The sequence below is a fragment of the Pantoea endophytica genome (assembly GCF_002858935.1).
Lineage (GTDB): Bacteria > Pseudomonadota > Gammaproteobacteria > Enterobacterales > Enterobacteriaceae > Pantoea > Pantoea leporis.
In genome coordinates this window covers 34037-47793 of record NZ_PJRT01000007.1, presented here as the reverse complement: position 1 = coordinate 47793, position 13757 = coordinate 34037, and the positions used below count along the sequence as shown (strand labels likewise).

Sequence of the window (13757 nt, the reverse complement as noted above, 5' to 3'; positions counted from 1 at the left end):
ATTTTCCTTATTAAATTTGGGGCGCTGTTTTACAGCATGCTCTTGCCGTAGTCCATGCTGGACAGGCCAAAATATTTTGCGATGGTCTGGCCGATATCCGCGAAGGTATCGCGGTATCCCAGCGATCCTGGCTTCACATTCGGGCCGTAGATCAGAATCGGAATGTGCTCACGCGTGTGCTCGGTGCCTTTCCAGCTTGGATCGCAGCCGTGATCGGCGGTGAGGATTAGAATGTCGCCCTCTTTCACCAACTCCATCAGCTCTGGCAAACGACGATCGAACAACTCCAGTCCGCCTGCATAACCGGCGATATCGCGACGATGTCCCCACGTTGAGTCAAAATCAACGAAGTTAGTGAACACAATCGAAGTATCTGGCGCTTTCTTCATCTGCTCGATGGTAGCGTTGAACAGCGCGTCTAAGCCGGTGGCTTTGACTTTCTGCGTGATGCCCTGCTCGGCGTAGATATCGGCAATTTTACCCACCGAAATCACTTCACCGCCCTTCTCATCGACCAGTTTTTTCAGCATGGTCGCTGAAGGCGGCTCCACCGCCAGATCATGACGGTTGCCGGTACGCTCGAAGTTACCCGCTTTGTCGCCCACGAACGGACGCGCAATCACGCGACCGATGTTGTAGCCGCCATTGGTCAGCTCCTCACGGGCGATTTCACACAGTTCGTACAGACGGTCAAGGCCAAAGGTCTCTTCGTGGCAGGCAATCTGGAACACCGAATCCGCCGAGGTGTAGAAAATCGGCTTACCAGTTTTCATGTGCTCTTCGCCGAGCTGGTCGAGGATCACCGTGCCCGATGAGTGACAATTACCGAGATATCCCGGCAGATCGGCACGTTTCACCAGAGTATCCAGCAGCGCCTGCGGGAAGCTGTTCTCTTTATCGCTGAAGTAGCCCCAATCAAACAGCACCGGCACGCCGGCGATTTCCCAGTGGCCCGACGGCGTATCTTTACCGGACGACAATTCGCTGGCGTAAGCATACGCACCGATGATTTCCGCGTTGGGATCGAGGCCTGGCGGGAAACGACCGGTAGAGAGCTCAGCCGCTTTGCCGAGGCCCAGTTTGGTCAGGTTAGGTAAGTGCAGCGGGCCTTCGCGACCTTCATTGGCGCGGCCTTCGAAACAGGCTTCGGCGATATGGCCGAGCGTGTCCGATCCTTCATCACCGAATTTATCGGCGTCTTTGCTGGAGCCGATCCCGAAGGAGTCGAGAACCATAATAAAAGCACGTTTCATGCAAGTCTCCTGCGCAATGCGCGATGACAAGTCAAAAAAAAGCGATCAGATCAGTATACCCGAACGGCCGCTGCCTGGCACGAAGAAGCGCCAGTTATTCGCTAATGCGACGATAAACTACCGGCGTGATCGCTGGCGCAGTATCGCTCAGCGTGATGGCTGCTTTAACGGCGGCGGCGGCCTGCTGCCACTGCGCTTCCGACGCGGCGTGGATAATTGCCAGCGGACGCTGCGCGTCAATCTGCGTGCCGAGCGTGGTCACGTCGCTCAAGCCCACGCTGTAATCAATGCTGTCGCTGGCGCGCTGGCGCCCCCCGCCGAGCGCAACCACCGCCATGCCGAGCGCACGCGTATCCATTGCGCTGACGATACCGGCGCCATCGGCGTATACCGCTTTGCTCAGCGTTGGCGCGGGCAGATAGCTGTCCATGCGCTCGATGAAATCTACCGGCCCTTTTTGCGCCGCCACCATGCGGGCAAATACTTCAGCGGCTTTGCCGTTATCCAGCACCTGCTGCAGCTTTTGGCGCGCATCGGCGTCATTCTCAGCCAGTTTGCCGGAGATCAGCATTTCCGCGCACAGCGCCATCGTCACTTCCAGCAGGCGCGGATTGCGCGCCTCGCCGGTCAGGAACTGTACCGCTTCACGCACTTCCAGCGCATTACCGGCGGTGGAAGCCAGCACCTGATTCATGTCGGTGAGCAGCGCGGTGGTTTTACAACCTGCGCCATTGGCGACGCCAACAATCGCCTGCGCCAGATTTTCTGAGGCTTCGAAGGTCGGCATAAAGGCGCCGGAGCCCACTTTCACGTCCATCACCAGCGCATCCAATCCTTCCGCCAGTTTTTTGGCGAGGATCGATGCGGTTATCAGCGGAATGGAGTCCACGGTGGCGGTGATATCGCGCGTGGCGTAAAAACGTTTGTCGGCCGGCGCCAGCGAATTGGTCTGGCCAATAATCGCGATGCCGACGTCTTTGATAATCTGGCGGAAACGGTCGTCGCTCGGGAAGATATCAAAGCCCGGAATCGCTTCCAGTTTATCCAGCGTGCCGCCGGTGTGGCCGAGGCCGCGCCCGGAGATCATCGGCACATAACCGCCGCACGCCGCTACCATCGGGCCGAGCATCAGCGAAGTGACATCGCCAACGCCGCCGGTGGAGTGTTTATCAACAATCGGGCCGTTGAGATTCAGCGATTTCCAGTTCAGCACCGTGCCGGAGTCGCGCATCGCCATAGTCAGCGCCACGCGCTCGTCGAGCGTCATATCATGGAAATAGATGGTCATCGCCAATGCGGCAATTTGACCTTCCGAAACGCTGTTGTCGCGCACGCCGTTGATGAAGAAGCGAATCTCCGCTTCACTCAGCGCCTGGCCGTCGCGTTTTTTTCGAATAATTTCTTGTGGCAGGAACACGGTTGCCTCCCTGAAGGGATAGAAATTGAAATGATACGGCAGCTTGCACCTGCCATAGCGGCGCGATTTATCGCGCGATGTTAAGTCGGGGCTGAAGCGTAAAAACCAGCGCGATAAATCGCGCCGCTACGAATCGCGAAACCATCAGCGAAAGAGATTAATAACCGGCTTTGCTGGTCGCGGTTTCGTGGCCCAGCGTATTCAGCAGGCTTGCCAGCAGGCTGGAGGCACCGAAGCGGAAATGACGCGCATCCGCCCAGCCTTCACCCAGAATGTCGTCCGCCAGCTGCAGATAAAGCGCCGCGTCTTCTGCAGTGCGCACGCCGCCCGCCGGTTTGAAACCAACCTGCTGCTTCACGCCTTTGTCGCGGATCACTTGCATCATGATCGCCGCCACTTCTGGCGTCGCGTTGACCGGCACTTTACCGGTGGAGGTTTTGATGAAATCGGCACCCGCATCGATAGCGATTTCCGAAGCGGCACGAATCAGCGCTTCATCTTTCAGCTCGCCGCTTTCGATGATCACTTTCAGCAGCACGTTTGCCTGTGCGCAGGCTTCTTTACAGGCTTTCACCAGCTCGAAACCGATATCACGGTTACCGGCAATCAGCGCACGATACGGGAACACTACATCCACTTCGTCAGCGCCGTAGGCGATTGCCGCGCGGGTTTCGGCCAGCGCTATCTCAACGTCATCGTTGCCGTGCGGGAAGTTGGTGACGGTGGCGATGCGGATTTCCGGCGTACCCTGCTCGCGCAGCGCTTTACGTGCTGCCGGGATGAAACGTGGATAGATGCAGATGGCAGCGGTGTTACCGGCTGGGGATTTCGCCTGACGGCACAGCGCGATCACTTTCTCGTCGGTGTCGTCTTCGTTCAGGGTGGTTAAATCCATCAGTTGCAATGCGCGCTGTGCTGCTGCTTTCAAGTCGGTCATGATGCTCTCCAAAATTCAGATCGGCGGGCACAACCCACCGGGGAATGTGATAATTCTAACAACTACCGTGACGTTAAATTGCGCTTCACGTCACACGAAAAAGAAAACACGTCATTTAAATACAATTATTTAGTGATGATTATCACAAATAATCGCTAACCAGGCGGGAATGCGCCGTGATGGCCATTGTTATTATTATCACAAAAATGGACGCAAAAGTGTACTCTAAGCTTTATCAATGTAGCTAATCAGGCGTAAGGCAGCGTAAATGCAGAATCTGTCGGGTGAGAATCAGGCAGGCAAGGCGAACAGCTGCTGGCTGTTATGCCACAGCGCATCGGCGATCGCTTCAGGGGATTCGCTGCGTAACTGACACAGCACGTCAAACACGTTGCGCGCCCGCTCCGGACGATTGGGCTGGCCCTGAAAACCGTGCAGCGGCATATCGGGCGCGTCGGTTTCCAGTAATAACGCCTTGAGCGGCAGGCTGGCGATGGTGTTGCGGGTTTTACTGGCGCGTTCATAGGTGATAGTGCCGCCAACGCCAATGGCATAGCCAAGCTGAATAAAGCGCTCCGCCTGCTGCTGGCTACCCGCAAAACCGTGTACCACGCCGCGACGCGGTAAATCGTGACGACGTAAATGCAGCGCCAGCTGATCGTGGGTGCGGCGCGAGTGCAGAATCACTGGCAGATCGTGCTGCTTCGCCAGCTTGAGCTGCTTATCGAGCAGGCGCGTCTGTTTGGCAAATTGCGCATCGTCCATATAGAGATCGAGGCCGATCTCGCCGATCGCCACACGCTTGCTATCCGGCTTTTTCAGCCAGCGCGCTAATTCATCAAGGTGCGCATCTTCCTGATGCTCAGCAATATTGATTGGATGCAGGCCCAGCGCGGCATATAGCGCCGGATGCTGCTGCGCCAGTTGCGTCACAAGCGCGAAACGGCTGGCATCCACGCTCGGTACAATGATGCGTTCCACGCCGGCCTGCGCAGCGCGTGCAATGCTGGCGTGCGCATCATCAACGAACGGCGGGAAATCGAAGTGGCAATGCGTGTCGATAAACTTCATGCCAGCGAGCCTTTATCAAAATCGGCATCGTTTTCCGCCAGCGCGGGCGTAATCAGCGGGCGATTGTCAGGCGCATTCGCCACGGCGGCCGGCGGCGTAACCGTGGTTGAACGCACCAGCGGCTCAGCATCACTCAACCATTGACCAAGCGTGGCGAGGAAATAGCGCCCGCTGCGGCGGCCTAAATGGTAATCCTGATTCAGCGATGACAAGCGGCTGCCAAGCGCCATGCTCGCCAGCGGATTTGGCGGACAGATTTCGATGATGCGCAGATTATCCGGCGGCTGCTCGATGAACTGCTGAATCTCGCGATAGCTCTCTTCATGCTGATGCAGGATGTTGATCATCGGCTGCAATGCGCTGTCGGACAAAAAGCGTTCCATGCGTTTAAACCACTTCGGCGTGTACGACACCTGCGACGGCACGGTGCGGATCACCACAATGGTATCCGCGCCACGGCGCGCAGCTTCGCGTACCGGAATGGCATCGCTGATGCCGCCGTCAAGATAGCTCACGCCGTCCATCTGCACGCCGCTGCGGTAAAAACCGGGGATCGCGCTGGACGCTTTTAGGATGTCGTGCCAGTTGGTGCTGATCGGGTTGAAGTACTCGGCGCGGTAATCGTCGCTGCGGCAGGCGCACATATAGAATTCGCTGCCTTTGGCAAACAGCCCTTCTGCGGTGTTGAGCGCCAGCGGGAATTCCTGTTTAGTGATATCGATCAGCCAATCGAGATCGATAAGATGCCCGCCGCGCACGAATCGTAGCGGATCAAAGAACAGTTTGCTGGTGGTGTAACGGGAGATCACGCGTCGCGCGTAGCCAGGCTGGCCACAGACAAAAGCCGACAGGTTTTGCGCCCCGGCCGAGGTCCCGAGTAACAGTTGAAAAGGATTGAAGCCTGCGCGTTGAAATTCGTCCAGCACGCCTGCGGTAAAGATGCCGCGCTGACCGCCGCCTTCGCACACCAAGGCGATTTTATTTGATTTGAAAGGAGTTAAAGCCAGCGGTTCGAATGAACCTAATGTCAACGGAATACGTGTGCCCAATGGATGTCCCTCAGTGTTGCTTGCTCTGAGGGAGTCGCCGAAGCAGCATCCCGGAGAACCAGTCATTGTCGTTCCCTGACCAATTGCTTCTGCAATCGTTGCGGCTTCGTAGTATGCCGCACAAGACCGGTCTCCGCTTTAGGTGACTCGCGGGTTAGCGTCTATTGAGACGCAAGTAGTCAGGGTCGTTTGCGCCCGGTAAACAGGCTCACGAGGAACAGAATAATACCGACAATGAAGACAATTTTAGCTGCCCATGCTGCCGTACCCGCCAGACCGCCGAAACCTAATGCCGCAGCAATCAGAGCGATGACCAGAAAGATAATACCCCAACGAAACATAAGCCTCTCCTTTACCATTGTGAAAATCGAACTGCTTATTTACACCTTTGTTTTTATTACGAAACGGCACCTGCTGGTGCCGAGTCGCTCGCGTTAAGATTTCACCTTCAGGTCATTCTTCACGCTTTTCACGCCTTCAATGGCTTTGGCGATCTTCTCAGCACGATCGGACTGTGCCTGATTCGCCACTTCCCCTGATAACTGCACCACGCCGTCGGTGGTTTCAACCTTAACGTTGCGTGATGGCACGATATCATCTGCTAAAAGCTTAGCTTTAATTTCGCTGGTGGTTGCGGTATCGCCCGCATAACCTTTCAGAGAAGCATTTTTGCTGTCTTTAACGTGTAGTTTGTCGCTGACGGATTTCACACCTTCGACTTTCTGCACCAGCGCGACGGCTTTTTCAGCCTGATCCTGAGAAGCCACGAAGCCGCTCAGTGTCACCACGCCATCGTGCGTTTTGACGGAGATATCCGTGCTTTTAATTGCGTCATCATCCACCAGCGCCGCTTTGGCTTTAGCCGTGATGCCGCTGTCATCCATATAGCCATCGACTTTTTTCATAGAGCTATCGATCTTCGCACCCGCGCTGTCGGAGGTTTGCTGTGCTTTCTGCGACAGTGATTCATCTGCAAACGCCGCACCGCTCAGCAGAGCAGAACCGGCCAGGGCAGCAATCAGGGTTTTAGCAATCTTAGTCTTATTCATCGATATCATCCTTCTATCAGTTAACTCATCCGTTATCGCGGATGCGCCAGCAACGAACGGCGTTGCTGAGTTACTGGACGTAATGAAACCCGAAAGGTCTCTTTTCTCGTCCGACAGGATAATAGTAGTAGGGATTACAGCTTTTGCTGGCTCTTGTGGTTGATATATCGCCAAAAAGAGAAAAAAACAGCGGAATTAGGAGGAGTCTGTAACAAACAAAACAGGGCCAGTGAAAATCACAGGCCCTGCTGGCAACGGCGATTAGTGCTCGCGCGTTTTGCGGAATCTCACGTCAGGATAGCGTTCCTGAGTGATGTTGAGGTTCACCATGGTTGGCGCGATATACGTGAGGTTATCACCGCCATCGAGCGCCAGGTTTACTTCGTTTTTACGCTGGAAATCGTCGAATTTCTTCGCATCATCACACTCAACCCAGCGAGCGGTTGAGACGTTGATGGCTTCGTAGATCGCTTCAACGTTGTATTCGCTTTTCAGGCGCGCCACCACCACTTCGAACTGCAGCACACCGACCGCGCCCACAATCAGATCGTTGTTGTGTACCGGGCGGAACACCTGCACCGCGCCCTCTTCCGACAGCTGAACCAGCCCTTTCAGCAGCTGTTTCTGCTTCAGCGGATCGCGCAGACGGATACGGCGGAACAGCTCTGGCGCGAAGTTCGGAATGCCGGTGAACTTCATGTTTTCACCCTGCGTAAAGGTGTCGCCAATCTGAATGGTGCCGTGGTTGTGCAGACCAATGATGTCGCCCGGATAGGCTTCTTCTACGTGCGAACGGTCGCCGGCCATAAAGGTCAGTGCATCGGAAATCACCACATCTTTACCGGTACGCACCTGACGCAGCTTCATGCCTTTTTCGTACTTGCCGGATACCACACGCATAAAGGCGACGCGGTCGCGGTGCTTCGGGTCCATGTTTGCCTGGATCTTAAACACGAAGCCGCTAAATTTCTCTTCCTTTGCTTCCACCAAACGCGCGTCGGTGTTGCGCGGCATTGGACGCGGCGCCCAGCTAACCAGGCCATCCAGCATATGATCAACGCCGAAGTTACCCAGCGCGGTACCGAAGAACACCGGTGTGATTTCGCCACTCAGGAACAGCTCCTGATCGAACTCGTGCGAAGCGCCCTGTACCAGCTCCAGCTCATCGCGCAGTTGCTGTGCCAGATCTTCGCCCACTGCGGCATCCAGTTCTGGATTCGCCAGCCCCTTAACAATGCGCACTTCCTGAATGGTGTGGCCTTTACCGGTTTGATACAGGTAAGTTTCGTCGTTGTAGAGGTGATAAACCCCTTTGAACAACTTGCCGCAGCCAATCGGCCAGGTAATAGGTGCGCAGGCGATCTTCAGCTCACTCTCCACTTCATCCAGCAGCTCCATGGGATCGCGGATGTCACGGTCGAGTTTGTTCATAAAGGTGATGATTGGCGTATCGCGCAGGCGCGTCACTTCCATCAGCTTGCGGGTGCGATCCTCAACACCTTTCGCGGCGTCGATCACCATCAAACAGCAGTCAACCGCCGTCAGCGTACGGTAAGTATCTTCAGAGAAGTCTTCGTGTCCTGGCGTATCCAGCAGGTTCACGAGGCTGTCGCGATACGGGAACTGCATCACCGAGGTGGTGATGGAGATACCACGTTGTTTCTCCATCTCCATCCAGTCCGATTTCGCGTGCTGGTTGGAGCCGCGGCCTTTGACGGTACCGGCGGTTTGAATCGCCTGTCCGAACAGCAGCACTTTTTCGGTGATTGTGGTTTTACCGGCGTCCGGATGCGAGATGATCGCAAAGGTACGGCGGCGCGCCACTTCTTCTAAAAAGGAGGCATTAGACATTGAGTGAATTCTTCTTCAAGGGCAACACGCGGACAGCGCGCTGCGAATAAATCGTTTCGAGGTCATTCCGCAGGATAACGCGGCCAATGGCGACGCAGTGGCGTCGGTTCACAGCAAGAGGTGTGCGATCTACATTGGCGGCAGTCCTGAATCCCGTCAGCATTGAGGCGGCATAGCATACAATATTTCGCCGAAAGGGGGAATCGGTGCCCTAATAGCCCTCACCCTAACCCTCTAATCACCCCAACACCCGCACCACTGCCGCCTTGAAGATCTTCACCCCAATCTCCAGCGAGCTCAGCTCAAAGCGCATCTCAGGATGATGTAAACCCGGCACCAGATTGGTTCCCAATCCCCAGAAACCGGCTTTCACCTGCGGTTTTTTCACCGGGTAATAGAAGAAATCTTCGCTGCCCGGCGTGGTTTTGGTATCCAGCAAACCGGCTTCGCCCAGCACGTCGACAATCGCCGCGCGAATCACCGCCGTGGCTTCCTCATGAATTTCTGCCGCCGGCATCTCTTTTAGCACCACCACGTCCGCCGTGGCACCCAGCGCCGCCACGCTGTGCTGAATCGCCAGTGTGACTTTCTCTTTCAGCACCGCCATTGGCGCGTTTTCCTGCGAACGTAGATCCCACACCACGCGCGCCTCATCCGGCACCGAGTTGGTCACGCCCGCATCGCACAGAAAGCGTGTAGCTTTCACGCTCCAGGTCAAACCCGGCGGCAGATGGATGGCGTTGACGGCCTGTACCGCTTGCACCGCCGCATCCAGCGCGTTGACGCCCAAATGCGGGCGCGCCGCATGTGCCGGAGCACCTTTGATGGTGGCTTCCAGCGTGCTGCAGGCGGAGTAGATCACCGCTGGCGTCGCCTGTCCCACATGACACTCTTCCAGCGGACGCACATGGAAGCCGAGAATCATCTCCACATCCTCCAGCGCGCCGCCCTCAATCATCGCCAACGCACCCGCACCGAGCTCTTCCGCCGGCTGGAACAGCAGCTTGAGCCGCCCTTTCTTGATCGCGCCCTCTTTCATCAGCTCTTGCGCTGCCGTCAGCACCACCGACGAATGGCCATCGTGGCCGCAGGTGTGACGCGCACAGGCTACGCCATCAATGATGTGGCCGAGCGCATCCATATCCGCACGCAGTGCCAGCACCGGACCGGGCACGCCGCTGTCGATTTCCGCCACCATGCCAGTGGTGTTATTGATGCCGCGCGTCACCTTAATTCCGGCGCTTTCCAGCTGTTCGGCAATATAAGCAGAGGTTTTGAATTCCTGAAAACCCAGTTCGGGAATTTCATGCAGAAAATGGTAATGCTCTAAGACGTTCGACACCGCTAAGCTCCTGACAAGTAAAGGCAAGCCTCAGCATCGCCCGATGCGCAGCTATAATCAATCCAGCGTGAATGAAAATTAGTCAAAAATGAGAACTCCTCGCATTCAACATGTGGAATAATTCCATTTACAATCAATAAGATAAATTCAACCTTTTTGCGAAAAACCCTTCACAAAAAAGTATAGATTGATGCATAATTCGCCGTACTTCACCTGACAAATTAAAAAGGACTCAGCCATGTTAACTGCTGAAATGACCTCGCGTTTAAACGACCAACTGAACCTCGAATTCTTCTCTGCCAACCTCTATCTGCAGATGAGTGCCTGGTGCAGCGATAAAGGCTATGAAGGTGCCGCTTCATTCCTGAAAATGCATTCTCGCGAAGAGATGCAGCACATGCAGAAGCTGTTCGATTACGTCAGCGATGCCGGCGCTTTGCCGGTGCTGGGCAGCATTGCGGCTCCAGCGATTAGCTGGACTTCACTGAACGACGTGCTGGAAGAAGCGCTGAAGCATGAGCAGCTGATTACCAAAAAAATCAACGAGCTGGTGCACACCGCCTTAACCACCCAGGATTACTCAACGTTCAACTTCCTGCAGTGGTACGTTGCCGAGCAGCATGAAGAAGAGAAGCTGTTCAAAACCGTGCTGGATAAACTGGCGATGGTCGGCAACAAAGGCGAAGGCCTGTTCCTGGTGGACAAAGATCTCGGCCACATGTCCGTCGACGGCCACGGCGCATAATAATAAAGATTACACACAGCAAAATAGAGAACGCCCGACATGTCGGGCGTTTTTTATGCCTATTCCAACTCTTTCAACCGCAACTCCGACGGCTGCGGACGGCCAAAGAAATAGCCCTGGAATAGCGTACACCCCTCTTCGCGCAGCTTCGCAAACTGCTCGCCGTTCTCCACGCCTTCAGCGGTAATTTGAATATCGAGGCTGCGGCTCATGCCGGTAATAGCGCGGATAATCGCCAGCGCCTCGCGGCTGTCGCCCATATCGTTGATAAACGACTTATCGATTTTGATTTTGTCGAACGGGAACGAACGCAGATAACTGAGCGATGAGTAGCCGGTGCCGAAATCATCCAGCGCAATCTGCACGCCAAGCGTTTTCAAACTCTGCAAGGTGCGGATATTACCGAGCGTGTCGTCCAGCAGCACTGATTCGGTGATCTCCACTTCCAGCCGATGCGGCGCCAGCCCGGATTCCCGCAGCGCACCTTCCACCACCGACACCAGCGAGCTGTTCTTAAACTGCAGCGGCGATAGATTCACCGACACCGATTGTTCGGTGTTCCAGCTCTGCGCTTCGCGGCAGGCTTCATACAGCGCATAGGCGCCGAGCATGTGAATCAAACCGGTCTCTTCAGCGATCGGGATGAAGTCGTTCGGCATGATCAGCCCTTTGATCGGGTGATGCCAGCGCATCAGCGCTTCATAGCCGATGATGCCCTGCTCGTTGGTAATCGGCTGATAGTAAAGCTTGAGCTGACGACCAGAAATCGCATCACGCAGATCGTTCTCAATCACGCGACGGCTGCGCGCCTGATTGTCCATCTCAATGGTGAAGTGTTCGAAGCGATTACGGCCATTACGTTTGGCTTCGTACAGCGCCATATCGGCGCAGCGCAGCATATGCTCCGGCGTGTTGGTGGCCTGCGAGGTGAGCGCGATACCAACGCTCAAGCCCACCGACAGATTATGCCCTTCAACGTTGATCGGCGGACGAATCGCCTCGATCAGCCGCTGCGCCACCACCGCTGCTTCATCGGCAGCACGAACATTGGGTAACACGATGGCAAACTCATCGCCGCCAATGCGCGCCAGCGTATCGTGATCGCGTAGCGCGCTGCGCAGGCGTTTCGCGACCACGCGCAGCAGGTCATCACCAATCTGGTGGCCGAGCGCATCGTTGACGTTTTTGAAGTTATCGAGATCGAGACACAGCGTGGCGCTGACCTGGTGGTTCTGACTATCGACGCGCAGCGCTTCACTCAGCTTCTGGCGGAACAGCACGCGATTCGGCAGGCTGGTGAGATTGTCGTGATGCGCCATATGACGAATGCGCGCATCGGCTTCGCGCTGATCGGTCACGTCCTCGACAATCAGCATCACATAGTTCTGACGCATATCTTTGCCGCTGATGGTGGTGGCACGCGTATGCAGAATGCGCTCGCCGCCCGCCGTCAGCAGCAGCTGTTCGCGCGAGTGGATGCCTTCGCTGCGCAGCGCCACATCCGCCAGGCTGTTGAAGTAATCACCCAGCTCCGCCGACATACATTCGTGCGGGCGCTTGTGCATGATCAGCGCTTTGTTAATGCCAAACAGCTGCTCAGCTTTGTCATTCACCATCAGGATTTCACGGCTGATGGCATCTTCAACGATCACGCATGAGGGAATATTGCTGATGATGGTGTCGAGAAAACCCGACAGCTCCGACATTTTCGCGCTCTGCGACTGCGCCAGATCCCGTGCGCGCAGCAGTTGCTGCTCGTTCTCACGCCGTTCGGTGATATCGCGGGTAATTTTGGCGAAGCCGATCAGTTTGCCGTTTTCATCATAAATCGCTTCGATAACAACGTGGGCCCAAAATGCCGAGCCATCTTTGCGGTAGCGCCAGCCTTCATCTTCAAAACGCCCGGTTTTCAACGCAATGCCGAGGTTAGCTTCGGGCGCATTGGCATGACGTTCCGCTGAACTGTAAAACACCGAGAAGTGCTGACCGACAATCTCGTCAGCCAGATAACCTTTAGCGCGCTGTGCACCGTTGTTCCAGTTCACCACGCGGCCCTGCACATCCAGCATATAGATGGCGTAATCGCGCACGCCTTCCACCAGCAGACGGAAGTTCTTCTCCTGCTCGTGTTGTTTACGCAGCAGCGCCTGTTGTTCGGTGCAGTCGCGGGTGATTTTGGCGTAGCCAATCAGCTTGCCGGCATCATCACGGATTGCGTCAATGATGACATGTGCCCAAAACGCGCTGCCATCTTTGCGGTACCGGTAGCCTTCGTCTTCGAAACGACCGGTTTTGAAGGCGGTGGTGAGGTTTTTTTCCGGGATATGGTTTTTACGATCCTGGGCGCTGTAGAAGCGTGAGAAGTGCTGTCCAACAATCTCTTCGGCAACGTAGCCTTTCGCGCGCTGTGCGCCTACGTTCCAGTTTTCCACGTTGCCGTCCAAGTCGAGCATATAGATGGCGTAATCACTGACGCCTTCCACCAGCATGCGAAAGCGCTGTTCCTGCTCGCGCTGTTTGCGCTGCTGCTCTTGCTGCTCGGTGCAGTCACGGGTGATTTTGGCAAAACCCAGCAGCTCACCAAACTCATCGCGGATAGCGTCGATCACCACATGCGCCCAAAACGCGCTGCCATCTTTACGGTAACGCCAGCCTTCGGTTTCAAAGCGCCCGTTTGCTGTCGCGGTCGCCAGTCCGCGCTGTGGCGCGCCGTTTTTACGATCGTCTTCGCTGTAGAACAGCGCAAAATTCTTCCCTACGATTTCATCGGGCGTGTAACCTTTGGCGCGCTGCGCGCCGCTATTCCAGTTCGCCACCGTGCCATCGGGTTTGAGCATGTAAATGGCGTAATCCACCACGCTCTGTACCAAAAGTCGGTACATGACGTCAGAGTTATTATTCATTGTTATTCGCCTATTGCTGGGCTGGTATCGTCGAAACTTAAGAAAATTCTTAATTATCATGCAGACTTAAGCGCAAATACGCAGCGCTGACAAGCGCTATTCATCCGCAGACAAATGTTGGTAGGTAAGTTATCGGCAGT

At 55.5% G+C, this 13757-nt stretch carries 11 protein-coding genes; 1 reads left to right on the top strand and 10 read right to left on the bottom strand.

Going from position 1 to position 13757, the window contains the following annotated elements:
* Positions 1–29: 29 nt before the first annotated feature.
* The 9 genes from deoB to PZBJ_RS06805 all read right to left on the bottom strand — a co-directional run bounded on the left by deoB (position 30) and on the right by PZBJ_RS06805 (position 9969).
* Positions 30–1253: a phosphopentomutase gene (deoB, locus tag PZBJ_RS06845; protein WP_101761829.1), complete on the bottom strand. Its 1224-nt coding sequence runs from the start codon at positions 1251–1253 to the stop codon at positions 30–32.
* Positions 1254–1347: 94 nt separating this feature from the next.
* Entirely contained in the window at positions 1348–2670 is a 1323-nt protein-coding gene (gene deoA, locus PZBJ_RS06840) for a thymidine phosphorylase (protein WP_101761828.1), read from the bottom strand.
* A gap of 157 nt (positions 2671–2827) precedes the next feature.
* Positions 2828–3607, bottom strand: a complete 780-nt coding sequence (gene deoC / locus PZBJ_RS06835; RefSeq protein WP_101761827.1) for a deoxyribose-phosphate aldolase — start codon at positions 3605–3607, stop codon at positions 2828–2830.
* Between the two features lie 291 nt (positions 3608–3898).
* Positions 3899–4678: a TatD family hydrolase gene (locus PZBJ_RS06830; protein WP_101761826.1), complete on the bottom strand. Its 780-nt coding sequence runs from the start codon at positions 4676–4678 to the stop codon at positions 3899–3901.
* Positions 4675–5727 carry a patatin-like phospholipase family protein gene (locus PZBJ_RS06825; protein WP_101761825.1) on the bottom strand — a complete coding sequence of 351 codons (1053 nt, stop codon included), beginning with the start codon at positions 5725–5727 and terminating at the stop codon, positions 4675–4677. The genes PZBJ_RS06830 and PZBJ_RS06825 overlap by 4 nt, the downstream gene beginning before the upstream one ends.
* Positions 5728–5906: 179 nt before the next feature.
* Complete coding sequence (locus PZBJ_RS06820) at positions 5907–6068, bottom strand: DUF1328 domain-containing protein (RefSeq protein ID WP_007893192.1); 162 nt, start codon at positions 6066–6068, stop codon at positions 5907–5909.
* 93 nt (positions 6069–6161) lie between these two features.
* Positions 6162–6776, bottom strand: coding sequence for a molecular chaperone OsmY (gene osmY, locus PZBJ_RS06815; RefSeq protein WP_101761824.1), 615 nt, complete (start codon positions 6774–6776; stop codon positions 6162–6164).
* 261 nt (positions 6777–7037) lie between these two features.
* Positions 7038–8627, bottom strand: coding sequence for a peptide chain release factor 3 (gene prfC / locus PZBJ_RS06810; RefSeq protein ID WP_101761823.1), 1590 nt, complete (start codon positions 8625–8627; stop codon positions 7038–7040).
* Positions 8628–8865: 238 nt separating this feature from the next.
* Positions 8866–9969 carry an amidohydrolase gene (locus tag PZBJ_RS06805; protein WP_101761822.1) on the bottom strand — a complete coding sequence of 368 codons (1104 nt, stop codon included), beginning with the start codon at positions 9967–9969 and terminating at the stop codon, positions 8866–8868.
* A 238-nt stretch (positions 9970–10207) separates the two neighbouring features.
* On the opposite strand from PZBJ_RS06805, the gene ftnA reads away from it, so the two are divergent.
* Positions 10208–10714: a non-heme ferritin gene (ftnA, locus tag PZBJ_RS06800; RefSeq protein WP_101761821.1), complete on the top strand. Its 507-nt coding sequence runs from the start codon at positions 10208–10210 to the stop codon at positions 10712–10714.
* Positions 10715–10773: 59 nt separating this feature from the next.
* Here the strand turns inward: ftnA and PZBJ_RS06795 are convergent, their stop codons facing one another.
* Entirely contained in the window at positions 10774–13617 is a 2844-nt protein-coding gene (locus tag PZBJ_RS06795) for a bifunctional diguanylate cyclase/phosphodiesterase (RefSeq protein ID WP_101761820.1), read from the bottom strand.
* Positions 13618–13757 lie beyond the last annotated feature (140 nt).